Source organism: Phytoactinopolyspora halotolerans (assembly GCF_010550675.1).
Taxonomy (GTDB): domain Bacteria; phylum Actinomycetota; class Actinomycetes; order Jiangellales; family Jiangellaceae; genus Phytoactinopolyspora; species Phytoactinopolyspora halotolerans.
Genome location: NZ_JAAGOA010000005.1, coordinates 171,524 through 196,151, shown reverse-complemented (window position 1 = coordinate 196,151; position 24,628 = coordinate 171,524). Strand labels below are relative to the sequence as shown.

Below are 24,628 nucleotides of genomic sequence, written 5' to 3'. Positions count from 1 at the left end.
TATCGGCGGCAAGCTTGCAGGGAGGTCGTTTCGTGCTCAAACCCGCACCGCGCTACGAGGGCTACCGGTCGTACAGCTATTTGCGTGAGGGCGTGGACTACAAATCGTTCGCGCTCGCTCCGGAACTGGGCCGGGTGCCGTCGTACGCCGGCCTGGAACTCACCACGGACCAGTACGAACGGACCGTTCGGTTGCTTTCCGAGAGCCTGGTGATCTCCACCCACGAACATCCGACCCGGTTCCCGGAGGAGATCTCCGAGACGATCGACTACAACCGGCACGGGCGGCACCGGACCGGTTACGAAGGGCTTGCCCGCTCCGGTATGACCGTCGTCTTCGACAACTTCATGGACGGCACGGCGTGTGTGACCAGCCACGCCGGCTGGAAGTGGACCGACATCATCGCCGATCTCGGCATGCGGTTCAGCGACCTGGCCCACCAGGACTTCGTGATCAAGGCGGAGACGCTCGCCGATATCCGGAATGCGCATGAGACCGGCCGGATCGCGCTGATCGCCGGGCTGGAGGCATCCACCCCGATCGAGAACGAGCTGGACCGGATCGACATCCTGTACGGCTTCGGCGTCCGCCAGCTCGGCATCGCCTACAGCGAAGCGAACACGCTAGGCAGCGGGTTGAAGGAGAAGCGCGACGGCGGCCTCACGGTGTTCGGGCGGAAGGCGGTCGAGCGGATGAATGCGCTCGGTATCGTCATCGACGTCTCGCACTCCGGTGACGTCACCTCGCTCGAGGTCATCGAGCACTCGACGAAGCCGATCCTCATCACGCACGCCGGGGCGCGCGGCGTGTGGAACACGAACCGGATGAAGCCGGACCACGTCATCACGGCATGCGCCGAGCGGGGCGGGGTGATCGGGCTGGAGGCCGCCCCGCACACCACGCTCTCGGCGACGCACCCGCGGCACAGCCTGGAGTCGGTCATGGACCACTTCGAGTACTGCGTCGACCTGGTCGGCATCGAGCATGTGGCGTTCGGGCCGGACACCCTGTTCGGTGACCACGTCGGCCTGCACCATCTCTTCGCCGACCACCTGTCGATCGGGGAGGCGCACGGCTCGGTCGACTACGAGGAGGTCGAGTACGTGGACGGCCTGGAGAACCCGGCCGAGTGCTTCTGGAACATCGTGGGCTGGCTGGTTGCGCACGACTACTCCGACGACGAGATCCGCGCGGTCATCGGGGGCAACGCGATGCGAGTGATCGAGGAGGTATGGGACAGATGAGAGTTGGCATCCGCACCCGGGCAGGGCGCACCAGCGTGGTCGCGGCGGCGGCCGTCGCCGTTCTGATGGCCGCATGCACGCCGTCCGACCCGGACGCCGCAGACGACGGTGGCGACGCCGGCGACGCGCCCGCGGCCGAGGACACGGCCGGCGCCGAAGGCGGCGAGCTGCACATCGGCACCACCGCCGACGTCGTCAATTACAACCCGCTGGTCGGCAACAGCCGTACCGATACCTGGGTGACCAACCTGATGTACCCGGCGATGATGACGCTCAACGCGGACGGCGAGAAGGTTCCCGCGCTGGCCACCGACTGGGGCTACGCCGAGGACGGCCTATCCGCGTGGATCGAGATCCGCGACGACATGGAGTGGACCGACGGCGAACCGCTGACCGCGCAGGACGTGGCCTTCACCATCACCGCGGTCCAGGAGGAGGGCCTCGGCACCGTCGCCGGGATGATCGGTGCGCTGGAGAGTGCCGAGGCGGTGTCGGACACCAGGGTGGAGTTCACTCTCACCCGGCCGGACGGCGCGTTCCTCAACAGCATCGGATTCTGGATGCCGATCGTGCCCGCACACGTCTTCGGCGAGGCGGAGAGCGTCGGCGACTTCGCCAACGACTCCGACTGGGTCTCGGCCGGGCCGTTCGTGCTGACCGAGGTGGAGCGTGGGCAGCGGTACGTGCTCGAGGCGGTCGACGACTACCCGCTCGCCGAGGACGGCCGGGCGAAGGTGGACCGGGTCGTCTACCGTGTCTACCCGGACGTGAACACGCAGGTGCTGGCGCTGCGCTCCGGCGAGCTGGACCTGATCGCCAACGCGCTGCCGCCGTCGATGGTGAATGAGATCACCGGCGATGAGTCGCTGGAGACGTACTCGGTTCCGTCGCTGGGCTGGGCGCACATGCAGTACAACATGCGACGCGAACCGCTCGACCGGCTCGAGATCCGGCAGGCGCTGGCGCACGCCGTCGACTACGAGGCGATCCGGCAGGTGGTGCTGGGCGGGAACGCCGTGTCGGCCAACTCCAGTGTGCTGACGCCGACGTTCCTTTGAGTGCTGACTTCTACCGCGGCGTGCAGGAGCGGCTTCGGGCCGGCCTGGACACGTCCGGGCTGGACGCGATCGTGGTGGACGACTGGCACGACGTCGCGTACCTTACGGGCTTCTTCCACCACCCGAACGAGCGACCTGCCGTGGTGTGGCTCGGCCGGGATCGTACGGTGCTGCTCGTTCCCGAGCTGGAGCGCGAGCACGCCGCGGCGCAGGGGAGCGTCGTCGACGAGATCGTCGCGTTCGCCGAGTATCCCGGCGTGGTCAGCCCGTTCGAGGTTCTGGCGCGGGCCGTGGGGCGGAGCGGGCGCTGGGCCTACACGCCGGTGATGTCGACCGGACGGCTGGCCGCGTTCCGCGCCGTCGTTGACGATGTCGAGTGGGTCATGTCCGACGCCGTCGATGCGCTCCGGCTGGTGAAGCAGCCCGCGGAGATCGAACTGCACCGCGCCGCGGCCCAACTGGGTGACGTGATGCTGGAGGCGGGAATCGAGCTGGTCAAGGCGGCGCTCGGGGCGGGGGAGCTACCGACCGAGGCGGAGATGGCCGACCACGTCGTGCGAGCCGGGAGCCGATGGATGTATGCGACGCATCAGGACGTGGTCGTGGTGCCGATGCTGACCGGTGGGCTCGTCTACAGCGGCGAACGGTCGGCGTACCCGCACGGGCTGCCGTCGGCGAACCGGCTCCAGCCGGGGGATACGTTCATCCTTTCGCTGGGAGGGGCGGTGGGTGGCCGGTACGCGGAGAGCGAGCGGACGTTCTTTCTCGCGGAGCCGTCGCCCGAGCAGATCTCTTACTTCGAGGCCGACCGGGACGCCCAGGCGGCGGGCACCGACGCCATCCGCCCAGGGGCACGGTGCAGTGACGTGAACCGTGTGTGTCTGGATGTGATCCGGGACGCCGGATACGGCGCGCACATCCGGCATCGCCAGGGTCACGGGATCGGGCTCGATTTCCACGAACCGCCGTGGCTGGACGACGGCGACCAGACGGAGCTGCAGGCCGGCATGGTCGTCTCCAGCGAGCCCGGAATCTACGTGCCAGGGCACGCCGGCTACCGGATCTCCGACACCGTGTTGGTGACCGGCGACGGGCACGAGCGACTGACCACCTATCCGCGCGATCTCGACGACGTCGTGATCGACTTGTGAAGGAGACCGGATGATCGTCGAGATCAACGGAAACCCGCTGGATGTCGAACTGCTGGGAGACGATCCGCAGGCGCCGTTGCTGATCGCCCACCACGGCGCCCCCGGGCTCGGGTCCAAGCGCGAACCGCTGGCCGCGTTCGGGCACCTGGCGGACATCTTCCGGGTCCTCGTCTTCGATGCCAGGGGCAGCGGCAAAAGCGGTGACACGCCGCCGTTCACGCACGAGCAATGGGTCGCGGACATCGACGCGCTCCGGGAGTGGGCCGGGGCGGAACGGTTCGTGATGGCCGGTGGGTCGTATGGCGGCTTCCTGTCCATGGAGTACGCGATCGCGCATCCGGATCGGCTGCTGGCGCTGGTGTTGCGGGACACCGCGCCGGACCAGGGCCATGACGAGCTCGCGCTGGCGAACGCGAGGGCCTCAGCCCGGGTGGAGATCGACGACGAGAAGCTGATGCGGATCATGGAGGGCCGCGTCCGTGACAACGACGACTTCCGGGACTGCTGGGCCGAGATCCTTCCCCTCTACGACTTCGACTTCGATCCCGCCACGCTGCCGGAGCGGATCGCATCGGTCGATTACCACTATGCGACCCACAACTACGCGTTCTCGGTGAACCGGCACGCCTACGACGTCAAACCCGGCTTGCCCGGCGTCAGCTGTCCGACGCTGGTCACCGTCGGCCGTGCCGACTGGATCACGCCGGTCGAGTGCAGCGAGACCATCGCCGAGCTCATCCCCGATTCCGAACTGGTGATCTTCGAGAAGTCCGGGCATTCGCCGCCGTTGGAGGAGCCCGAGCTGTTCCAGAGCGTCGTCCGCCGGTTCCTGACCGAGCGGGTGCTGACGGCCGGAAGGTGACGGCCGGGAGGTGACGGTTCTGCACGTTCTCCGTGTCACATTTGGGTAACATGGCCCTTCGCGAGGAGACGACGTCGTCGATGCGGAGGTCGTGCGGGCATGCCACGAGAGCGCGAGCAGTGGGCGACCCGTTCCGGATTCCTCCTGGCCGCCATCGGATCGGCCATCGGGCTGGGCAACATCTGGCGGTTCCCGTACGTGGCTTACGAGAGCGGCGGCGGCGCGTTCCTCATCCCGTATCTGATCGCGTTGCTGACCGCCGGCATCCCGTTGCTCATCATGGAGTACGCGATCGGCCGCCGGTCGCGGGCCTCGCCACCGCTCGCATACCGCGGTATGTCCCGGCGCGCCGAGACGATCGGCTGGTGGCAAGTCGCCATCAGCTTCGTCATCGCGACGTACTACGCGGTGATCATCGCCTGGGCGGTGCTGTACACCGGCTTCTCGATCGGCCAGGACTGGGGCGAGGACCCGGAGGCGTTCCTCTACGGTGACGTCCTGCAGACCAGTGAGCCGGGCTTCGTCTCGTCGTACGTGTCGGGTGTGATGTGGCCGCTGATCGGCGTGTGGGCGGTGACGCTGGGGGTTCTGGTCTTCGGGATCCGGCGGGGGATCGAGCGTGCCAACAAAATCTTCATCCCGCTGCTTGCGGTGCTGTTCATCGCGCTCGTCATCCAGGCGCTGACCCTGGACGGCGCCGCGGAAGGGCTGGACGCGTTCTTCTCCCCGGACTGGAGTGCGATCACTGACGGCAGCGTGTGGGTGAGGGTGTACGGCCAGATTTTCTTCTCGCTCTCCATCGGGTTCGGCATCATGATCACGTACGCCTCGTACCTGAGGCGTCGCGCCGATCTGACCGGGTCGGCTCTGGTGGCGGGGTTCGCGAACAGCTCGTTCGAGATCCTCGCCGGTATCGGCGTGTTCGCGGCGATCGGCTTCATGGCGACCAACGCGGGCATCGCCTTCGACGAGGTGATCGGCGAGGGCGGAATCGGGCTGGCGTTCATCGCCTTCCCGCAGATCATCTCCAGCCTGCCTGCGGCCGGGGACCTGTTCGGGGTGCTGTTCTTCGGCTCGCTGGTGGTGGCCGGCATGTCGTCGTTGATCAGCATCATGCAGGTGGTGATCTCCGCCGTGCAGGATCGCACCGGGATGTCCCGGGTTCCGTCCGTCCTGGCGGTCGGCGGAGTGATCGCGCTCGCGTCGATCCTGCTGTTCCCCACGCCCGAAGGCATCTTCATCCTGGATGCGGCCGATCACTTCGTGAACCAGTACGGGATCGCGATGGCCGCCCTGGTCTCGGTCATCGTCGTCGCCTGGATGCTGCGACAGCTCCCTGCGCTGGCCGGGCATGCCAACGCCACGTCTGCGCTCCGCCTGGGCCGACCGTGGTTGCTCACCCTCGGCCTGGTCACGCCGCTCGTGCTCGGTTGGATGATGTGGGACAGCCTGCGCGAGGAGTTCGATGCGCGGTACGAGGGCTATCCGGCCACCTTCCTGGCCGTGGCCGGCTGGGGTGTTGCCGGCGGGGTGTTGCTGGTCGGTGTCCTGCTCTCGCTGCTGCCGTGGCGGCGAGCCGACGAGCTGATCACGGTCGCGGGCGGCGAGGGGAGGCCCGATGTCCGCTAGCGCCATCGTCATGATGATCGTCACCATCGCCATCGTGTGGGGCGGCCTCGTCGCCGGCGTGCTCTACCTCCGCAACCACCCCGACGACCCCACCGACGACGACTCCTAAATGATCATGTGAAGTGGGTTTTCTCCAGCACTACCATGTCTGCAGACCTGTTACGGCACGAGAAAACCCACTTCACATGATCATTTAGGGCGGGGTGTGCTGTCGGAACAGGGGGCGGGGCGGGGGCACTACAGAGCGTCGTAGACGCGGTTGCGACAATGGCTCGGTGAGTTACGAGGACGTTCCCCGCAGCGCCGAGTTGTTCGAGAGCGCCCGGGCTGTCACGCCGGGCGGGGTGAACTCGCCGGTGCGGGCGTTCCAGGCCGTCGGCGGCACGCCGCGGTTCATTCAGCGCGCATCCGGCCCGTACCTGTACGACGTCGACGGCCGCGAGTATGTCGACCTGGTGTGTTCCTGGGGGCCGATGATCCTGGGGCACGCCCATCCGGCCGTCGTCGACGCGGTGCAGTCTCAGGTGGCCCGGGGCGTCTCCTACGGCACGCCCACCGAACCCGAGGTCGAGCTGGCCGCCGAGATCGTCGCCCGCACCAGCGTGGACCAGGTCCGGCTGGTCACCAGCGGGACCGAGGCGACGATGAGCGCCATCCGGCTCGCGCGCGGCTTCACCGGGCGCAGCAAGGTGGTGAAGTTCGCCGGTCACTACCACGGACACGTGGACGCCCTGCTGGCCTCGGCGGGTAGCGGCGTGGCGACGTTCGGGCTGCCTGGAACGCCTGGCGTCACCGAGGCGAGCGCCGCCGACACGATCGTGTTGCCCTACAACGACGTCGAGGCGGTCAAGGCCGTGTTCGCCGAGCACGGCGGCGAGATCGCATGCGTGATAGCCGAGGCCGCCGCCGGGAACATGGGCGCTGTGCCACCCGTCGAGGGATTCAACGCGTTTCTGCGGGATACCGCACACGCGCAGGGTGCTCTGCTGATCCTGGACGAGGTGATGACCGGTTTCCGGGTCTCTCGATCCGGTTGGTGGGGGCTGGACGGTGTGGCGGCGGATCTCACCACGTTCGGCAAGGTCATGGGCGGTGGCTTCCCGGCAGCCGCCTTCGGCGGTCGCGCCGAGGTGATGGAGCGGCTGGCGCCCAGCGGCCCCGTCTATCAGGCGGGTACGCTCGCCGGCAATCCGGTCGCGACCACGGCCGGGCTGACCACGCTGCGCCTGGCCGGCGACGACGTCTACGCGCACCTCGACCGCACCATCCGCCGCATCGGCGACTTGGTTCACGACGCACTCGACACAGCCGGTGTGCCTCACGTCGTGCAGTACGCTGGGAACTTGTTCACGGTGTTCTTCGTCGATCCAGCGGAGCTGCGGACAGCACCGGGCGGGGAAGGGGTGACCGACTTCGACGCGGCGAAGTCAGCGGACACCCACCGGTTTGCGGCGTTCTTCCACGCGATGCTGGACCGCGGCGTGTACCTGCCGCCGTCGGCGTTCGAGGCGTGGTTCGTCAGTGCCGCGCACGACGACGGAGCGCTCCAGCGCATCGCCGACGCGCTGCCGGCCGCCGCCGAGGCAGCGGCCCAGGTGCCGGATCGGGAACGCCCATGACCGCCGGCGTCCGGCCACGCCCCGGCACGGTCGCGGCGCGCTGACCATGGAGCACGGAAGGGAGACGATGGGTACCCCGAGCGGGACCGCCACCAAGGTCCATCTGCTACGCCACGGCGAGGTGTACAACCCGGCCAAGGTGCTGTACGGGCGGTTGCCGGACTACCACCTCTCGGAGCGAGGCCGTGCCATGGCGCAACGCGTCGCAGACGTCGTCGCCGACCGGGACATCGTGGCCGTCGTCACGTCGCCGCTGGAGCGGGCGGTTGAGACCGGTCAGCCGATCGCGGAGAAGCTGGGAATCGAACCGGGCCTCGACGAGGATCTCATCGAGGCCGGCAACTCGTTCGAAGGACTCACCTTCGGGGTGGGAGACGGCGCGCTGACCAAACCCCGGCACTGGAGGCTTCTGCGCAACCCGTTCCGGCCCTCCTGGGGTGAGCCGTATGTGGAGATCGCCGAGCGGATGCGCGCCGCGATGGAGCGCGCACGGGTGCCGGCGGCCGGTCACGAGGTGCTGCTGGTCTCGCACCAGCTGCCCATCTGGACGGTGCGGTCGGCGATCGAGGGCCGCCGCCTCTGGCACGATCCACGCAAACGCGAATGTTCGCTGGCGAGCCTGACCACGTTCACCTACCGCGACGATGTCGTCGAGTCGATCGCGTACAGCGAGCCGGCGGCCGACCTGCTTCCGGATGCGGACGCGTCGTTCAGCGCGGGTGCCTGATGGATGACACACCGCCAGACCTGCCGGCTCCGGCGCGCCGTATCGGGGCCCGAGCGGGGCGACTGCTGGCAGCGGCGGTGGCGACGGGGGCGCTCGTCCTGTCGCTGGCCGCATGCTCGGATGGGCAGGTCAGCCGGAACTCGGAGACCGACAACATCGGCTACCTCGAGGGCGACGGCGTGGTCAACATCATCCCGCCGCAGGATCGGAAGCCGGCGCCGGAGTTCGGCGGTCCGTTGCTCGGTGAGGACGGGGAGTTCCAGCTCGCCGATGCCCGTGGCGACGTGGTCGTGCTGAACGTCTGGGGCTCGTGGTGCCCGCCGTGCCGCAAGGAAGCCCCCGGCCTGCAGGCGGCATATGAGGACTTGCAGGACGACGGCGTCCAGTTCATCGGCGTGAACACCAGGGACGGGCAGACCGAGACGGCCGCGCTGGCGTTCGAGGAGGAGTTCGCGATCACGTACCCGAGCGTCGTCGACCCGGACGGGGAGGCGTTGCTCGCGTTCCGGGAGACGTTGCCTCCGTCGGCGATTCCGAGCACGCTCGTCGTCGACCGCGAGGGCAGGATGGCGGCCCGGGTGCTGGGGCCGATCAGTGAATCCTCCCTGCGGGACATGGTTGCCGACATCGCCGCCGAGGAGCCGACCGGGTCGTGAGCTCCAGGAGCATGTGAGTCATGGGTAGCACTTTCGGAGAAACGGTCCTGTCGGGGTCGCTGGCCTTGGCCATCCCGGTGGCGATCATCGCCGGGCTGGTCTCGTTCGTTTCACCGTGTGTGCTCCCGTTGGTGCCCGGATATCTCGGCTACGTCACCGGGCTGTCCGGCTCGGAGTTGTCCGACGGCCGGCGTGGGCACCTCGCTCTCGGCGTCGGTCTGTTCATCCTGGGATTCGGGGCGGTGTTCGTCTCGTACGGCCTGCTGTTCGGCGGCCTCGGCAGTGCCCTGCGCGAGCACGCCGAGTTGATCACGCGGATCCTCGGTGTCGTGACGATCGGCCTGGGCTTGGCGTTCGCCGGGTGGATCCCCGGACTGTCCTGGCAGTGGACGTCCACCGCCAGACCGGCGGTCGGGCTGGCCGGCGCCCCGCTGCTGGGCGTGGTCTTCGGCCTGGGCTGGACCCCGTGCATGGGGCCGACGCTCGCGGCCGTGCAGTTTCTCGCGTTCGACGAGGCGAACGCCGGACGCGGAGCGTTGCTGTCGTTCATGTACACCATCGGGCTCGGGCTGCCGTTCTTGCTGGCGGCGTTCGCGTATCGCCGTTCGATGCGGGTGTTCGGGTGGCTGCGCCGGCATCAGGTCGCGCTCGTCCGGTTCGGCGGCGTCGTCCTCATTGTTCTCGGCATTCTGCTGGCGACCGGGCTCTGGAATGAGCTGATCGCCCAGATGCAAGGGTGGATCAGCGGCTTCGAGGTGGTTGTATGAGCGGCGACGTGACGAGCGAGCGGAGTGGGCGGCGTAGTGAGGGACGAGTGGAGCCGGCCGCGGAGCGAGGGAGAAGCGGAGCGCGACCAGGAGATATGACCTGGACTCCGGAAGGCCACGTCGACGCCGAACCGGCGCGAACCGACTCGGATGGCGGCGCGGATAAACGCCCACCCGCGTTGAGTCTCGGCGAGTTCCTGCGCTGGGCCTGGCGCCAGTTCACCTCGATGCGGGTGGCGCTCATCCTGCTGTTCTTGCTGGCGGTCGCCGCGATACCGGGCTCGGTCATCCCGCAGTCCGATGTCGATCCGCTGGCGGTCCGCGACTTCCGGGCACGAAACCCCGGCCTGTCCGAGTGGTATGACCGGTTCAGCCTGTTCGACGTCTACTCCGCTCCCTGGTTCGCCGCCATCTACCTGGCTCTGCTGGTCTCGCTGGTCGGCTGCATCCTGCCGCGTTCGTGGCAGCATTTCACCGCGATGCGGGCGAAGCCACCGCGCACACCGAGCCGACTCTCCCGGATGCCCGCATACCGCAGCTTCACCGTCGACGCGCCCAGCGGCGAGGTCCAGGCGGCGGCGTACGCCGAGCTTCGCGGGCGGCGGTTCCGCGTGGCCGATCCGCGCGACGACGGCTCGGTCGCCGCTGAGGCCGGGTTCCTCCGGGAGACCGGAAACCTCGTGTTCCACCTCTCCCTGGTGGTGGTCTTGCTGGCGGTTGCCCTCGGTGGACTGTTCGGATATCGCGGCACGGTGCTGGTGCCCGAGGGTTCCGGCTTCTCCAACTCCATCGTCCAGTACGACAACTTCTCCTCCGGGTCGCTGTTCGAGGCTACCGACCTGCCCCCGTTCTCCCTCCAGGTCGACCGGTTCGTGATGGAGTTCATCGACGCGGGATCGCAGATCGGGCAGGCGGACAACTACGAGGCGACGGTGAGTTTCGTCCCGGAGCCGGGCGCCGAAGCCCGCACGGAGACCATCCGCGTGAACGAGCCGCTGAACGTCGACGGCACGCTCATACACATTCTCAACCCCGGTTACGCGCCCGCCTTCACCATCCGCAACGCCGACCGGGAGATCCTGGCCGAGGGCCCGGTGCCGTTCCTGCCGCAGGACGACAACTTCACCTCCACCGGCGTGGTCAAGGTCCCGGTCGCCGACGACGAGGGGCCGGATCTCGGCATCGAGGGCGTCTTCCTGCCCACCGCCGACGTCGGGCAGAACGGACCGGTGTCGATCTTCCCGGAACCGCGCAACCCGCAGGTGTTTCTTACCGCGTTCTACGGCGATCTCGGTCTCAACAGCGGTGTGGCGCAGTCGATCTATCGGTTGGACAAGGACGGGCTGGAGCAGTTCGAAGATTCCGACGGCGAACCGTTCCGGGCGGCACTCGCGGCCGGAGACACCGTGGAACTGCCGGACGGCTCCGGGTTCATCACCTTCGACGGCTACGTCAGCTGGGTGAACCTGCAGATCAGCCGGAACTCGGGCAAGGAGATCGCGCTGGCCGGTGCGCTGCTCGCGGTGGCCGGCCTGGCCGCGTCGCTCTATGTCCGGCGGCGACGGCTGTGGGTGCGTGCCGGTACCGATGACGAGGGGCGTACCGTGGTCGAAGTCGCCGGGTTGCATCGTTCCGAGGGTGGGAATCTGGACGACGAGGTCGGTGCCGTCGCCGAGGGAGTCCACCGCAGACTCAGCAAGGATCAGCTGGACGAGGAGACCTGATGGATCTCATATCGATAGCCGAGTGGAGCCGATTCGTCGTCGGCTGTGCGCTGTTCATCTATCTCGGCGTGTGGCTCGCGTTCATCTCGGAGATGGGCCTGCGTCTCCGGCTGAAGCGGGCTACGGCGAGCGCGACCACGGGCGCGACCCCGGATCTGGTGGCGGTCGGTACAGGCGCGTCCGCCGTCGCCGCGGAATCCTCCGGCGACGCACGGTCCGGCGCGGCCGAAGGCGGCGAGCAGGACGCACCGGATGGTCCGGAAGCCGCGGGCGACTCTGCCGATCTGCGCGGCTACCTGGCTGAGCAGGCCGACGTCCGGTACCGGATGGGGCGCACGTTGCTGCTGGTGGCGACCGCAGTGCTGGCGGTCGGAGTGGCGATGCGCGGCATCGGGACCGAGCGTGTGCCGTGGGGGAACATGCACGAGTTCTCCATCACGGCGGCGCTGGTGGCGTCGGTGGCGTTCATCTTTGTGGGACGCACCGCGGCGGGCCGTGCGGTGGCGTCGTGGGGCATCCTCCTCGTGTTCGTCACACTGGGGCTGGCGGTCACGTACCTGTATGTGCCGCCGGGGCCGTTGCCACCGGCCCTGGAGTCGTACTGGCTGGTGATCCACGTCGGATGCGCCGTACTCGCGTTCGGCCTGTTCACCGTGGCGGCCGTGGTGAACATCCTGCAGATCCTCGCCGAGCGGGCGGAGCGCCGCGGCGCCACCGGCGGCTTCGTCGGGCTGCTGCCGACCTCCTCGGTGCTGGACCGGCTCGGCTACCGGCTCGCGGCGGCGGGCTTTCCGATCTGGACCATCGGCCCGCTCATTCTGGGCGCCGTCTGGGCGGAGGTCTCCTGGGGACGATTCTGGGGCTGGGATCCGAAGGAGGTCTGGGCGCTGATCACCTGGTTGGTCTATGCGGCCTATCTGCACGCGCGGGCGACGGCCGGCTGGAAGGGTTCCAAGGCGTCCACGGTGGCGCTGATCGGCTATGGAACCGCGATCTTCAGCTACTTCGGAGTCAACATCTTCTTCGAAGGGCTGCACGCGTACGGCGGACTGTAAGCTCCTGTCCCTCTTGCCCTCTGGCCGCCCGGCCAGGCGAACCGGTCGGACCCGGGGCTAGGGCAGGCGGGCGCGAACGGCGCATACCTGACGCGATCAGCGCAGGCGGCGGAATCAGCGCGATCGGGCGCGGACCGCGAACGTTCACAGGTGGCGCAACCGAAGAGCAGAGCGTGAACGACGAAGGGCGGAGGCCGGCGTTGCAGTTCCGGCTTCCGCCCTTCGTGTGGAGAGTGCCCGGTACGGTACCGCGCTAAGCCAGCGGTTTCCTCGCGGCCTTGCGCTGGCTAGCGGCCGTCGTCGTCGCCGCGGTCGCCGCGCTGCTTGCGAAGCTCCTCTTCGGCCTTGTCGAGGTCTTCCTGGGACTTCGGCTCGTCCGGCGGGTCCGAGTCGTCGGGCTTCTGCTTGTCGTCCTCGCCCTTCTCGCCCTCCTGGCTGCGCATCTCTTCTTCGCGCCGGCGGAGGCTCTCTTCCCACTCGCTCAGCAGCTTCTCATGTTCGTCGTCGAGATTGCGCAGCTCACGGAGGAACTCAGGATTGTCGTCCGGAGGAAGCTGCTGAGGCGGCGGTGGCCGGTGCACGGGGCCTGGCCGTGGTTCACGGGTCTTACCCACGGTCAGCCAGAGGATGGGCCCGACGACGGGAATCAACACGACGATGGCCAGCCACACCGGCTTGTTCAGCGATCGGATCCTGCCCGCGTCGGTCTGCAGGCAGTCGATGAACGTGTAGACCGCCAGTACGAGTGTCACCAGCACCGGCAATACGCGGGTCACCCTGGACCTCCTCGTCGGACAACAACCTCTCCCATCCCCCAAGCCTAGGCCAGACGGACGCCCATGCCCACACGGGCGCTCAGGCGGCCGCCCAGGCCCAGGCGATTCAGCTCAGGGCAGAGATGACCTCACGTTCGAACAGCTCGACGCTATCGAGATCGTAGGCGGCGTCGCGGATGTAGCAGATCGAATAGGTCATGCCGGCTTCACGCAGCTCCTGCAGCCTCGAAGCGACCTGATCCGGCGTGCCGACGGCCGGGCTGCCCCGGTACGCACCGATCGCACGTTCGGCCGTCTGCGCGCCGACGTGCTTGGTGTAGAAGTCCGTCAGTTCGGCCAGCTTCTCCTCGACCTCCTTCTCCGTCTCAGCGACCAGCACGTTCAGATTGGCCGACCGGGTGATGGAGTCGAAGTCGGTGCCGAGTTCGCGGCAGTGCTGCGCGAGGATTTCGGACTTGTGCCGGAAGACATCGAGCGCGCCGCCGCTGAAGTTGGTGTACCGGGTGTAGCTCTCGGCGTCGACGACGTCGCCTCCGCGGGCGTGTTTGGCGGCGATTCGCAGCGTGACCTTCTCCCCGCCGCCGGCGATCCACAGCGGAATGCCGCCCTCCTGCAGCGGGAGCGGCCGGCAGATGGCGCCGTCCACGGTGTAGTGCTTGCCGTCCAGACTGGCCTTGCCGTGGGTCCACAGTTGCCGCATGATCTGCACACCCTCGTCCAGCATGGCGAGGCGCTCACCGGCGCGGGGGAACCCGTAGCCGTAGGCGCGCCACTCGTGCTCGTACCAACCGGCGCCGATGCCCATCTCGGTGCGGCCCGCGGAGATCGCGTCCACGGTGGCGGCGACCTTGGCCAGGTAGGCCGGGTTGCGGTAGGCCATACACGTGCACATCTGCCCGAGCCGTACCCGCTCGGTGGCGGCGCCGAGGGCGGCCATGAGCGTCCACGCCTCGTGTGTGGCCTCGTCGGTCGGTGCCGGCGTGGTGTGAAAGTGGTCATAGACCCACACCGACTCCCAGGGTCCGGCGTCGGCGTGCTGGGCCACTCCCAGCATGGCATCCCAGTGCTGCTCAGTGGGGATACCGACGAGATCCAGGCGCCATCCTTGCGGGACGAATAATCCGAAGCGCATGCGTTCAGTCATGTGTCCACACTAAGGGGCGCCCGGGCAGGCACCGGATACGTGCGGTTGGCTACGCTCATACGCTGCTGTTGCGGTACACGTCACAGGGTTTCAGCCAGACACCGAGCGCGTGCCGCCGTCGATCGTCGATCTCGACGTACACGTGCGTGCTGTCCCAGCGGCGTGCCAACCCGCGGACGTACTCCTCACCATCCTTCTCCCAGATGAGCCTGGCACGCACCTTGATCCCCGGCTCGTGCGTGCTGAAGTCGGTCGGATGGGACGGCCAGTGCTCATTCAAGATGGCCTGTTCCTGTAGAACGTGAGGCGGCTTGTCGACCGGCATAGTACGCACGTTAGAACACAAGTTCGATTGATCGCCAGTTGTCTGTTCCCGCCTCCTCGTGGCGGAGGGCTGGGCCGTCGACCGGCCCGGGCCTCCTCGACGCGGATGTCATGCCAGTACCGTCCGGACCACCGGCCGGGTGGCGGCCGAGCCTGCGAGGGTGACCGCGGTGGCGGCGGCGACGCACAACAGAAAGCGGACGATCACACTGCCATCGGTCAGGGCACCGGTGCCGAGCACGGGAACGATGAAGACCGCAGCGGCGGCTGTGGCGATCCCGACGGCGGCCAGCAGCGGAACACTCGTCTCCCGGCCACGGGCCTGGTGGAGCACCTGGACGTCCGTGCCGGCATGCACCAAGGCGCGGTACTGGTCCCGCTGATCGATGATCCGGCCCGCCTGCATGACACCGGCGGAGACGGCTGCCAGGATGCCGGCGATCCCGAGGGTGAGCAGGCCTCCGGTGGCGAGGTCGGCCCGGTAGATCTCGTCCGCCGTGCCGGCGTTCCCGCCCGGGTCGCCGAGGGCAGCGGTGACGCTGGTCAGGCCGGCGATGAAGGTGGCCAGCGCGACCCCACCGACACAGCGCCATGCGGTCTTGGGCGAGTCGACGATGCGCCGCCCCGCCAGCAGCGTCGCGACGCTGCGTGCCCGGGCGACCATGCGCCGCCCGATCACTCCGATGACGAACGGGCCCACCGCGTTCAGGGTGGCGAGGCCGAGGACGAGCAGCGTGGCGAGCACCCCGATCACCACCGCCGAGTCCCCGTCGACGTTGCTGGCCACCAGGTAGGCGGCGACCACGACGATCGCGATCGCCACCCGTCGGGCCCGCAGCGAAGGCGGGGTGGTCCGTGCCGCCACCCCCAACGGTGTGATTGCGACGCGTCGCAGGCCGGCCAGCGACGAGACCAGGGCCACCAGCACCACGAGCGCGACGGCGGCCGCCATGATGGGCAGGCCCACCCACAGTTCCGCATAGTCGAAGGTGCGGCCCTGGAAGCGCAGCTGTGCCACCGCCGGGATGAGCGCAACGTACCCGACGGCGCCGAGCAGGGCGCCGGTGGCGGCCTGGGCGACGGCATCGCCCGAGGCCAGCGCGATCACCTGCCCGTTGGTGGCGCCGGTGAGCCGCAGCGTCGCCAGCCGGGCATCGCGACGGGCCACCGCCAACCTGGCGGCGGCGCCGCCGAGCGTGACGAGCGGTATGAGCAGCAGACCGGCCGCGATCAGGGCGAGAGTGGGGTATTGATCCGCGTGGGCCGCGGCCGATGACGCGCTCGCCGTGCCCGCTCCGTCGGTGCGCTCCACAAAGGCGATCACCCCGCCGCCGACGACCAGCAATGCCGCCGTCGCGACCGTGAACGCGGTCACCGCCAAGGCACTGGTCAGCTGCTCCGGATGGCCACTGTGCCGGCCGCGCCGACGCAGCAGCCGCCACAGGCCCAGTATCGACCTCATCGGCGATGCTCTCCTTCCGGCGCCGTATGGGCCCCGTCTTCGCCGCTGATACGGCCGTCGTACATGGTCACGATCCGCGCACAGTGCCGGGCGACGTTGATGTCGTGCGTGACGACGACGAGCGAGGCGCCCGCGGCATGGGCGGTAGCGACGAGCATCTGGATGACGTCGGCGCCGGTCGGCTGGTCCAGCGCGCCGGTCGGCTCGTCGGCGAACACCACGCCGGGCGATCCGGCCAGCGCACGGGCGATCGCGACCCGCTGGGCCTGGCCGCCCGAGAGCTCGCCGGGGCGGCGTTGCTCCATGCCGGCGAGCCCCAGACGGACCAGCCACTGCGCGGCTTGGGCGGTGGCCACGTCCCGTGGGGTGCCGGCCAGCATCAGCGGCAGCGCGGCGTTCTCCACCGCGGGCAGCTCCGGCAGCAGCCGGCCGGACTGGAAGACGAAGCCGAAGTCGGAGCGGCGCAGCGCCGTGCGCCGGCGATCGCTCAGCGTGGCCAGATCGGCGCCACGCCAGATCACCGAGCCGCTGGTGGGCGTCACGATGCCGGCCAGGCAATGCAGCAGGGTCGTCTTGCCGGAGCCGGACGGACCCATCACGGCGAGCGATTCGCCCGCCGGCACGGTCAGATCCACCCCGGCCAGCGCGTGTGTCGCCGCCGCTCCGTCTCCATAGGTCTTGACCAGATCGGTGGCGACGAGGTCCCCGGCGACGGCCGGTGCGGCTTGCCTCGCCGGTGTGGCTTCCCTCGCCTGTGCGGCGTGGCCGGCCTCAGGTGGGCGCGGCGCCGACCGTACCCGGCGTGTGTTCCGTGTGTCATCGAGCATGCCCTGACGTTATGGATCGGGCCGGGGCGAGGGCGTCGCACCGCGGGGTGATCTCGGCGGCCGACGCGTCATCCCGGGGACTGATGCACCGGAGCTCGGCTATCGGGGATGCGTCCGGGGGATCCTGGAGCGGAACCTAGTACGCTGAAACCGTCATGGCTGTTGTGCGATATACGCTGTTGCGTCTGCTGATCTTCGCCGTCATCGCCGCATTGTTCTGGCTGATCGGCTTCCGCGGCTACGTCTTGTTGCTGTCCGCGGTGTTCGCCTCGGGCGTCGTCAGCGTCGTCGTGCTGCGCCGGAGCCGGGATGACGTCTCCGCCTCGCTGGACGCGCGGCTGTCGACCATCAAGGATCGGCTGGAGTCGCGCACTGAAGCGGAGGACGCCTGGAACGACGCCGAGCGGGCGCGCACGGCGGATTCCGAACCTGAGCAAGGGGGCAGCCGGGGCGGAGCGGTAGCTTGAACGCTTCCGGTTAACTCAGCCCCAGGCCGGCGGCCAGCAGGACGGCGAAGAGCAGCGCGGACATGCTGGTGCCCTGAAGCGCCGGGATGAGCGCGACGCCGGTCTCGCCCTTCAGCACAGGCGCAGTGGTGCGCGCCATCAGCGGTCCGGCCAGCAGCGCCAGCGCGGTCCATCCTCCGGCGATGACGATCAGCGCCGGCACCAGGGCCAGCGGCAGGACCATGAGTGCGGCGTAGAGCCGCCGGCTGTTCTGGTCACCCATCACCACGGCGAGGGTCCGTTTGCCGGCTTCGGCGTCCTTGGGGGCATCCCGGATGTTGTTCACCACCAGTAACGCGCAGATCGGTGCGCCCACGGCGACGGCGGTGACGGCGGCCGCGGCCGTGATCTCTTCCGCCTGCACGTACACGGTGCCCAGCACGGCCACCAAACCGAAGAAGACGAAAACCGATACCTCGCCGAGCGCCCGATACCCGTACGGCCGGGTGCCGCCCGTGTAATACCAGGCGGCGGCTATGGCGGCCATCCCCACGGCCAGCAGCCACCATTGCCGGGTGAGGACCACGAGGACCAGTCCGGCGACGGCGGCCACCGCGAAACAGAGCCAGGCCGCCGTCTTGACCGCGGACGGCCGAACCGTTCCGGAGCCGACCAGCCGGAACGGGCCGACCCGGTCGTCGTCGGTACCGCGCACACCGTCCGAGTAGTCGTTCGCGAAGTTCACGCCGATCTGCAGGGCGACAGCCACCACCAGCGCGAGCACGCCTCTGCCGAGGTGTGCGCTGCCGGCGGCGGCAGCCGCTCCGTTGCCGGCCAGAACCGGGGCGAACGCCACCGGCAATGTCCGTGGCCGGGCCCCCTGCGTCCATTGTGTGATCGTCGCCATGAGAGCGTGCGCGTTCCCTTCGTCCGTCGACGTGATGATGTGCCGAGCCGTCCCGCATCGGCCACGGCGTGCTGCCGCCCCGCCCGGTGCGTGCCGGGTCGGGCGGCAGATCTGAGACTACGCCGTGCGCCGGGCAGACGGCGGGCGGCAGGTCATGACGGCACGGTGGGGGCCGGCGTCAGCTCGGTGGCCAGGGACCGACGGTCCGGTTTGCCGCTCGGCAGCGTCGGGAGCCGGTCCAGCCCGATCAGCTCTTTCGGGGCGTATGCCGTGGGAGCCTGTCGAATGACGTGCTCGCGTATCGATTCCAGGCGCGGCGGGTGGGCTGGGTCGGCGGCGACGACACCCACCACCACCCGTTGCCCCCACTCCGGATCGGGCACGGCGACGGCGAGCGCCTCCCGCACCGCCGGATGTGCGGCGACGAGCCGGTCGACCGCCGCCAGCGGCACGTTCACGCCTCCGGAGACCGCCACGTCGTCGATCCGGCCCACCACTTCGAGCCGACCGTCTGGAGTGAAATGGCCGGCGTCGGCGGTGGTGAACCAGCCGTCTGCGAAGACGTCCGCGCTCAGCTGGGAATTCAGCCGGTAACCACTGGCCAGCATCGGACCGGCGAGGCGGATGCGGCCGTCGTCGGTGATGTCGATCTCGACATCGTCCAGCGGCACTCCGTCGTAGACGCAACCGCCCGCGGTCTCCGTGGAGCCGTACGTCGTGACCACGGTGACGCCGGCGTCGCGGGCTCGTTCGAGGAGGTCGTCGCTGACGGCGGATCCGCCGACCAGGACCGCGTCGTACCCGGTGAGGGCGGCGAGGGCGGCCCCGTCCGCGTCCAGGAGAGCGGCCAGCTGGCGGGCCACCAGAGCGGTATACCGGCGGCCCGGTCCCTTGCCGAAGAGCCGGACGCTGGCCGCGGCGAACAGCTCCGGATCGAACCCCTCGGAGAGGTCGAGCGCCACCGGCTCGGTCTCGGCGGCGATCGAGCGGGCCAGCACCATCAGGCCGGCCACGTGCGTGGCGGGCAAGGCCAGCAGCCACCGGCCCGGTCCGCCGAGCCGGCGCAGCGTGGCCGCGGAGGACGCCTGGATCGCCTTGGCGCTGAGCATCACGCCCTTGGGTTCGCCGGTGCTGCCCGATGTCGGCACCACGAGCGCGACATCGTTGTCTTCCAGCGGCTCTGCCGGTTGCAGCGCGTCCAGCAGCTCGTCACGTACTGGCGCTGGGCTGCCCGGCACCGGGAGCAGAGCCGGCCCTCCGCTGAGCGCATCGAGTAGCGCCGGGTAGAGCCGCGGCACGACAGCAGGGGTCAACGGCACCTCGACCGCTCGAAGCGTGCGGGTCGCCGACGTCATTGTCGTCGAAATCGATCTCTGCATCGCATACACCAGCTTAGCCAACCTGAGTCGTCTTGGAAGTCCTGAATGCGCACAAGCGCACGTGGTCCGGAAATTCGCCGCTGATGTACCCACACCGGCCGGTTTCATCCCGTGGTGTCCGAACCGCCGGCGACGACGATCACCGCCGGCCAGCACCGCGCCGCGCCGTGGCGAGGCGGTACGGTGCCGTGCTTGTGACGGTGCCATGGCGTGCCATGCCGCGCCGATCGGAGCGCGAGTCAGGTGCTCAGTAGTACCAGGGGAAGCGGGACCAGTCCGGTGACCGTTTCTCCAGAAACGCATCGCGTCCCTCGACGGCTTCGTCGGTCATGTACGCCAGACGCGTCGCCTCGCCGGCGAAGACCTGCTGTCCCACCATGCCGTCGTCGACCGAGTTGAACGCGAACTTCAACATCCGCTGCGCCGTCGGGCTCTTGCCGTTGATCTTCGCCGCCCAGTCCAGCGCGACGTTCTCCAGCTCGGCGTGTGGCACGACGGCGTTCACCATGCCCATGCGATGACCGTCGTCGGCGGTGTATTCGGAGCCCAGGAAGAAGATCTCCCGGGCGAATTTCTGCCCGACCTGACGGGCGAGATAGGCGGAGCCGTAGCCGCCGTCGAATGAGCCGACGTCCGCGTCGGTCTGCTTGAACCGTGCGTGTTCCGCGCTGGCGAGGGTGAGATCGCAGACCACATGCAGGCTGTGCCCGCCGCCGGCGGCCCAGCCGGGTACCACGGCCACCACCACTTTCGGCATGAACCGGATGAGCCGCTGGACCTCCAGGATGTGCAGCCGGCCGGCGCGGGCGGGGTCCACCCGTTCGCCACCGTGCGGGGCTTGGTCGGTCGGGCCCGGCGGATTCTCCTCCGCTCCGGCGTCGCCGGTGGATGCGGCGGGATCCGGTGTGGTGTAGCGATAGCCGTCCCGGCCGCGGATGCGCTGGTCGCCGCCGGAGCAGAATGCCCATCCGCCGTCCTTGGGAGACGGGCCGTTCCCGGTGAGCAGCACACACCCCACGTCCGGAGTCATCCGGGCATGGTCGAGAGCACGGTAGAGCTCGTCGACGGTGTGCGGCCGGAACGCATTGCGCACCTCCGGACGGTCGAAGGCGATCCGCACCGTGCCCTGGTCATGTCCGTCCCGGACGTGCCGGTGATAGGTGATGTCGGTGAAGTCGAAGCCACTGACCGGACGCCAGTGGCTGGGATCGAAGGGGCTGTCGCTCACACAGCCAACAGTACGGCCCAGCCGGCCGGCGGTGACCATGGACCAACCCCGCTTTGCAATGCACACATATACGCGTGCTGCACGCGTATATGTGTGCATTGCAAAGCGGGGCCGGTGATGGGCTTCAGGGACCGAGGCGGCCGGCGCTTCGGTAGAGTCCTTACCGTGTGCCGTGCCGATGCGGGAGCCGCTGTGTCCGAGAAGGATGATCTCTTCGGGCGCGGGTATCTGGTCTCAAGGCCATCGACGGCTGACGTTGGATGAACATGCACGTTTACGCGATCCCGCTGCGGTCCCGGTTCCGGGGCCTCGACGTCCGTGAGGGCGTCCTGATCGAGGGCGACGGCGGCTGGGCGGAGTTCTCACCGTTCCGTGAGTACGACGACGCGGAGGCGGCTGTCTGGTGGCGTGCCGCCCGCGAAGCGGCCGACACCGGTTGGCCGGAGCCGGTGCGCGATCGGGTACCGGTCAATGCCACCGTGCCGGCGGTACCGCCGGAGCAGGTTGTCGAAACCCTGTCCCGGTTCCCGGGATGCACCACCGCGAAGGTGAAGGTAGCCGCGGACGGGCAGAGTGCGGGGCAAGACCTGGCCAGGTTGGAGGCGGTCCGAGACGCCCTGGGCCCGGCGGGCAAGATCCGGATCGACGCCAACGCGGCTTGGGACGCGGACACCGCTGCCCGGCTCTTACCGAGGTACGACCACGCGGCGCACGGCCTGGAGTATGTCGAGCAACCGTGTCCTACGGTTGAGGAGCTGGCCGATCTTCGCCGGAGGGTATCGGTGCCGATCGCCGCCGACGAATCGATCCGTCGCGCCGACGACCCGTTGCGGGTGGCCCGGATGGAAGCGGCGGATGTCGCCGTGCTGAAGGTTCAGCCGATGGGTGGGGTCCGCGCCTGCATGCGGATCGCCGAGCAGATCGGGTTGCCCGTCGTCGTATCCAGCGCGCTGGAGACCTCGGTCGGGATCGCCGCCGGGGTCGCGCTTGCCGCCGCGCTGCCGGAGCTTCCGTACGCGTGCGGCCTGGCGACCGCCAGCCTGCTGGAGCGCGATGTCACCGATCCGCTGATCGCCAGCGGCGGCTTCCTCCCGGTCCGGCGCCCGGAGCCTACACCGGAAGGCCTCGAAGCGACGGCGGCGGACAAGTCCGTCCAAGATTGGTGGAACCTGAGGATCTCCCGGATCGTCTGACCCAATGACACCCCCGACCGTCGTGGACACCTCGGCGAGTGAACATGGAGGATGTAACGTATGTGGCCTCGTCTGCTGGCTGGAACCGGCGCCGCCGCCTTGGCCGCCGGGTCAGCATTCTTCCTGCTCGGCGGGGCCGACGGCAGCTCGGATGAGAACGTCTCGGCACGCGGCAAGGTCGTGGCCACCGGCGTCTCGTTGCCGCTGACGGTTCCGCCGTCACCGGCAGAGTCCGAGAACGTCGAAGCGTTGCAAGCCGAGGCACAGCCACCTTCCGACGAGCTGGAACTGGTGCTCAGCGCGCCGGAGAAGGCGAGCGATTGGGACGCCGTGCCGTTCGAGGCATCCTGGCACGTCGCCGAGGGCGGCCCGGTCAACGGCCCGGTCGACCTGCAGCGCGTCGAAGGGGAGTCATGGGAGTCGGTGACAGAACTCAACCTCGCAGATGGTGAGGGCACCGCCGACGTCAAGGTAGACGAGACCGGCATCTACCGCCTCGCGTACGGGGGAAGCGAAGCGGTCGATCAGGCCGCGTCGAACGACGTCACGGTGGTCTCCGGTGACCTGCTCCAGTCGCGGATCACGGCGACGGCATCGCCGATCGACGACGAGACCGCGGAGGTCATCGCCACGTGGACCACGCCGGCCGGCGTGGCCATCATGGGGGACCTCGAGCTGCAGCGGCGGACTGACGATATGTGGGAGACCGTGGAGACGGTGACCACCGGGTCCGATAGCACGGCCGAGGTCGAGGTCGAAGCCGAGGTGGGTACCAAATTCCGATTTGTGTACTCCGGTGGCAACAGGTTCGACGAGGTCAAGAGCGACGTCGCGATCGTGCTGGGGGAGGATGTCGAGACGATTCCGGTGAGCACCTGCTCCACCGGTGTGGAGATCGACAACCTCGCATACGGTGCTGCGTGCCACTACACACCGGTCGGTGTCGGGACCTTCGTGGTCGCGCACGACTACCTCGGCAACGCCTGGTGGAACGCGATGCCGATGGGCACCATGGTGGAACTCGAAGGTGAGCAGGCCGGCCTGTACGAGGTGGTCAACCGCGAGATCGCCCCAGGCCGAGGGTCCGCGCTCGGGCCGGCGTCGAACTGGACGTGCGGCGACGAGTGCGACGTGATCCTGCAGACATGCCAGGGCAGCAACACCGGTTTCACCTGGCTGCGTAAGGTCGCCTGATCCTGAACGTCGAGATCGCCGCGGATCACTGTTGTTCCCACCCCACTGATGCACGGCAATCATGCGGCCGCCACCGTGCACCCCGGACCGCATGGGCGTATCCGTCCCGTCCAACCCCGGCTAGCCAGCACGCAGGCCTGTTCAGCGGCGACGCCGCACGGATCGCCGAAGATGTCGGCGTGGCCGTAGCGCAGCACCGTCCGGCCGTCGACTGTCGCCCGATTGTCGCGGCGACGGTCGCGAAACTGTCCTTCCTCGATGTGACCGATGCGTCCGTCCAGTTCGATCCGGAGCCGGTATTCGTCGTAGTCGACGTCGATCCAGCTGGCTCGCCGCTCGCCGACCCGCCGCTGACGTGTGCCGCGGGGTAGACCATGTGCGCGCTCGACACGACGGAGGTGGCGTAGTTCGAGTGGCGAGTGCGCTCCCGCCGCGACATCCGTGAGCATCCCTTCCAGCATGGCCCGCCAGCGAATCCTCTTGCGCAGCCGGAGCGCGGCGGCGATGCGGCCGGGCGTGGTGAGTCTCCGCTGATTCGCCCGGGTCACCCATGCCTCGACCTCCGATGCGGCGGGCGCGCTGTCGACCAGGTCGAGTACGGTCTCCTCCAAGCGTGTCCGAGGTGGAAGCCGCGTGGGGTGGCGGGTGCGGTGGACGTGGCGTGAGTAATGGACGCGCACTCCATCGATCCGGGATCCGACGTGACGGTCAGCAGGAACCGTCACGTGGATGACGTCTCCTGGATCGTCGCAGACGCCGTCCAGGTAGGCGGCGGTTCGGTGGCTTGCCACAGCTCCTCGACCAGCGCGCAGAACCGCCGCCCACACCTGTGATTCGAAGGGCAACGGCCCGGTGAAGGACGCGTACACGCCGGCATGGATGCGGCGCCATCGGTTCGAGTTGAGTAACCACCGGAGCTGTTCCGGAGTGACCCCGCAGTCATACGCTTGCGAGCGCAGAATCACACCTTGCTGGAGCTTCAGCAACTCGGCCAACTTCGCCCGTATGGGCAGGCCGGTCGGCACATATGGTTCGGCGCGGCAGAGATGATGCCCGTGTTCCATAGATCGACCCTGCTGGGCTTGGGGCGTCACGCCTAGGCGCCCACGGAGATTGTGGAAAACCAGGCCGGACGCGGTTGCCTTGTCCACAGGTGGCGTGGAATTGAAGATCAACGGATACCGCCGTGGGGGGGGGGGGGGGGGGGCCCCCCGCGCGACCGCCCACGGGGGCGGGCGGCGGGGGGGCAGGCGGGG

The 24,628-nt window shown here is 68.7% G+C and carries 24 protein-coding genes and 1 pseudogene; 15 read left to right on the top strand and 10 right to left on the bottom strand.

Features of this window, described 5'->3' with window-relative positions:
- Positions 1 to 32 precede the first annotated feature (32 nt).
- The 12 genes from G1H10_RS09145 to ccsB all read left to right on the top strand — a co-directional run bounded on the left by G1H10_RS09145 (position 33) and on the right by ccsB (position 12,492).
- A complete protein-coding gene (locus G1H10_RS09145; RefSeq protein WP_163735873.1) occupies positions 33 to 1,244 on the top strand; it encodes a dipeptidase in 1,212 nt (403 codons plus the stop codon).
- Complete coding sequence (locus tag G1H10_RS09140; RefSeq protein ID WP_216853058.1) at positions 1,241 to 2,302, top strand: ABC transporter substrate-binding protein; 1,062 nt, start codon at positions 1,241 to 1,243, stop codon at positions 2,300 to 2,302. Before G1H10_RS09145 ends, G1H10_RS09140 begins: the two co-directional genes overlap by 4 nt.
- On the top strand, positions 2,299 to 3,453 hold the full coding sequence (locus G1H10_RS09135; protein WP_163735869.1) for a M24 family metallopeptidase: 1,155 nt from the start codon (positions 2,299 to 2,301) through the stop codon (positions 3,451 to 3,453). Before G1H10_RS09140 ends, G1H10_RS09135 begins: the two co-directional genes overlap by 4 nt.
- Positions 3,454 to 3,463: 10 nt before the next feature.
- On the top strand, positions 3,464 to 4,315 hold the full coding sequence (locus G1H10_RS09130; RefSeq protein WP_163735867.1) for an alpha/beta fold hydrolase: 852 nt from the start codon (positions 3,464 to 3,466) through the stop codon (positions 4,313 to 4,315).
- 99 nt (positions 4,316 to 4,414) lie between these two features.
- A complete protein-coding gene (locus G1H10_RS09125) occupies positions 4,415 to 5,944 on the top strand; it encodes a sodium-dependent transporter (protein WP_163735865.1) in 1,530 nt (509 codons plus the stop codon).
- A complete protein-coding gene (locus G1H10_RS09120) occupies positions 5,934 to 6,053 on the top strand; it encodes a methionine/alanine import family NSS transporter small subunit (RefSeq protein WP_163735863.1) in 120 nt (39 codons plus the stop codon). The genes G1H10_RS09125 and G1H10_RS09120 overlap by 11 nt, the downstream gene beginning before the upstream one ends.
- A gap of 166 nt (positions 6,054 to 6,219) precedes the next feature.
- Positions 6,220 to 7,563, top strand: coding sequence for a glutamate-1-semialdehyde 2,1-aminomutase (gene hemL, locus G1H10_RS09115; protein ID WP_163735860.1), 1,344 nt, complete (start codon positions 6,220 to 6,222; stop codon positions 7,561 to 7,563).
- 67 nt (positions 7,564 to 7,630) lie between these two features.
- On the top strand, positions 7,631 to 8,290 hold the full coding sequence (locus tag G1H10_RS09110) for a histidine phosphatase family protein (protein WP_163735858.1): 660 nt from the start codon (positions 7,631 to 7,633) through the stop codon (positions 8,288 to 8,290).
- Positions 8,290 to 8,946: a TlpA family protein disulfide reductase gene (locus G1H10_RS09105; RefSeq protein WP_163735853.1), complete on the top strand. Its 657-nt coding sequence runs from the start codon at positions 8,290 to 8,292 to the stop codon at positions 8,944 to 8,946. Before G1H10_RS09110 ends, G1H10_RS09105 begins: the two co-directional genes overlap by 1 nt.
- A gap of 20 nt (positions 8,947 to 8,966) precedes the next feature.
- Positions 8,967 to 9,713 (top strand): cytochrome c biogenesis CcdA family protein, encoded by a 747-nt coding sequence (locus tag G1H10_RS09100; protein WP_163735851.1) that lies wholly within the window; start codon positions 8,967 to 8,969, stop codon positions 9,711 to 9,713.
- A gap of 95 nt (positions 9,714 to 9,808) precedes the next feature.
- Entirely contained in the window at positions 9,809 to 11,437 is a 1,629-nt protein-coding gene (gene resB / locus G1H10_RS09095) for a cytochrome c biogenesis protein ResB (protein ID WP_163735848.1), read from the top strand.
- Positions 11,437 to 12,492: a c-type cytochrome biogenesis protein CcsB gene (gene ccsB / locus G1H10_RS09090; protein WP_163735845.1), complete on the top strand. Its 1,056-nt coding sequence runs from the start codon at positions 11,437 to 11,439 to the stop codon at positions 12,490 to 12,492. Before resB ends, ccsB begins: the two co-directional genes overlap by 1 nt.
- A gap of 287 nt (positions 12,493 to 12,779) precedes the next feature.
- Here the strand turns inward: ccsB and G1H10_RS09085 are convergent, their stop codons facing one another.
- From G1H10_RS09085 to G1H10_RS09065, 5 genes are all read right to left on the bottom strand, one after another.
- Positions 12,780 to 13,268, bottom strand: a complete 489-nt coding sequence (locus tag G1H10_RS09085) for a PLD nuclease N-terminal domain-containing protein (RefSeq protein ID WP_163735844.1) — start codon at positions 13,266 to 13,268, stop codon at positions 12,780 to 12,782.
- A gap of 106 nt (positions 13,269 to 13,374) precedes the next feature.
- On the bottom strand, positions 13,375 to 14,400 hold the full coding sequence (locus G1H10_RS09080) for an LLM class F420-dependent oxidoreductase (protein WP_163736258.1): 1,026 nt from the start codon (positions 14,398 to 14,400) through the stop codon (positions 13,375 to 13,377).
- Between the two features lie 67 nt (positions 14,401 to 14,467).
- A complete protein-coding gene (locus G1H10_RS09075) occupies positions 14,468 to 14,737 on the bottom strand; it encodes a hypothetical protein (RefSeq protein ID WP_163735841.1) in 270 nt (89 codons plus the stop codon).
- 108 nt (positions 14,738 to 14,845) lie between these two features.
- Positions 14,846 to 16,198, bottom strand: a complete 1,353-nt coding sequence (locus tag G1H10_RS09070) for an FtsX-like permease family protein (RefSeq protein WP_163735838.1) — start codon at positions 16,196 to 16,198, stop codon at positions 14,846 to 14,848.
- A complete protein-coding gene (locus G1H10_RS09065; RefSeq protein ID WP_163735835.1) occupies positions 16,195 to 17,025 on the bottom strand; it encodes an ABC transporter ATP-binding protein in 831 nt (276 codons plus the stop codon). Before G1H10_RS09065 ends, G1H10_RS09070 begins: the two co-directional genes overlap by 4 nt.
- Positions 17,026 to 17,180: 155 nt before the next feature.
- Between G1H10_RS09065 and G1H10_RS09060 the strand changes: the two genes are divergently transcribed.
- Entirely contained in the window at positions 17,181 to 17,492 is a 312-nt protein-coding gene (locus tag G1H10_RS09060) for a DUF4229 domain-containing protein (protein WP_163735831.1), read from the top strand.
- Between the two features lie 10 nt (positions 17,493 to 17,502).
- On the opposite strand, the gene G1H10_RS09055 is transcribed toward G1H10_RS09060, so the two are convergent.
- From G1H10_RS09055 to G1H10_RS09045, 3 genes are all read right to left on the bottom strand, one after another.
- Positions 17,503 to 18,378 (bottom strand): 1,4-dihydroxy-2-naphthoate polyprenyltransferase, encoded by an 876-nt coding sequence (locus G1H10_RS09055; RefSeq protein ID WP_163735828.1) that lies wholly within the window; start codon positions 18,376 to 18,378, stop codon positions 17,503 to 17,505.
- A 152-nt stretch (positions 18,379 to 18,530) separates the two neighbouring features.
- Positions 18,531 to 19,757, bottom strand: coding sequence for an o-succinylbenzoate--CoA ligase (menE, locus tag G1H10_RS09050; RefSeq protein ID WP_216853056.1), 1,227 nt, complete (start codon positions 19,755 to 19,757; stop codon positions 18,531 to 18,533).
- Positions 19,758 to 20,004: 247 nt separating this feature from the next.
- Complete coding sequence (locus G1H10_RS09045) at positions 20,005 to 20,985, bottom strand: 1,4-dihydroxy-2-naphthoyl-CoA synthase (RefSeq protein ID WP_216853055.1); 981 nt, start codon at positions 20,983 to 20,985, stop codon at positions 20,005 to 20,007.
- A gap of 260 nt (positions 20,986 to 21,245) precedes the next feature.
- Here G1H10_RS09045 and G1H10_RS09040 point away from each other — a divergent pair, with 260 nt between their 5' ends.
- Positions 21,246 to 22,178: an o-succinylbenzoate synthase gene (locus G1H10_RS09040; RefSeq protein ID WP_163735822.1), complete on the top strand. Its 933-nt coding sequence runs from the start codon at positions 21,246 to 21,248 to the stop codon at positions 22,176 to 22,178.
- A gap of 60 nt (positions 22,179 to 22,238) precedes the next feature.
- Positions 22,239 to 23,372: a hypothetical protein gene (locus G1H10_RS09035; RefSeq protein ID WP_163735819.1), complete on the top strand. Its 1,134-nt coding sequence runs from the start codon at positions 22,239 to 22,241 to the stop codon at positions 23,370 to 23,372.
- Between the two features lie 59 nt (positions 23,373 to 23,431).
- Here the strand turns inward: G1H10_RS09035 and G1H10_RS09030 are convergent, their stop codons facing one another.
- Together G1H10_RS09030 and G1H10_RS34985 are read right to left on the bottom strand one after the other, a co-directional pair.
- Positions 23,432 to 24,163, bottom strand: a complete 732-nt coding sequence (locus G1H10_RS09030) for a putative endonuclease domain-containing protein (RefSeq protein WP_246219327.1) — start codon at positions 24,161 to 24,163, stop codon at positions 23,432 to 23,434.
- Between the two features lie 81 nt (positions 24,164 to 24,244).
- Positions 24,245 to 24,436 (bottom strand): annotated as a pseudogene (locus G1H10_RS34985) (type IV toxin-antitoxin system AbiEi family antitoxin domain-containing protein); the annotation flags it as partial.
- Between the last annotated feature and the right edge of the window lie 192 nt (positions 24,437 to 24,628).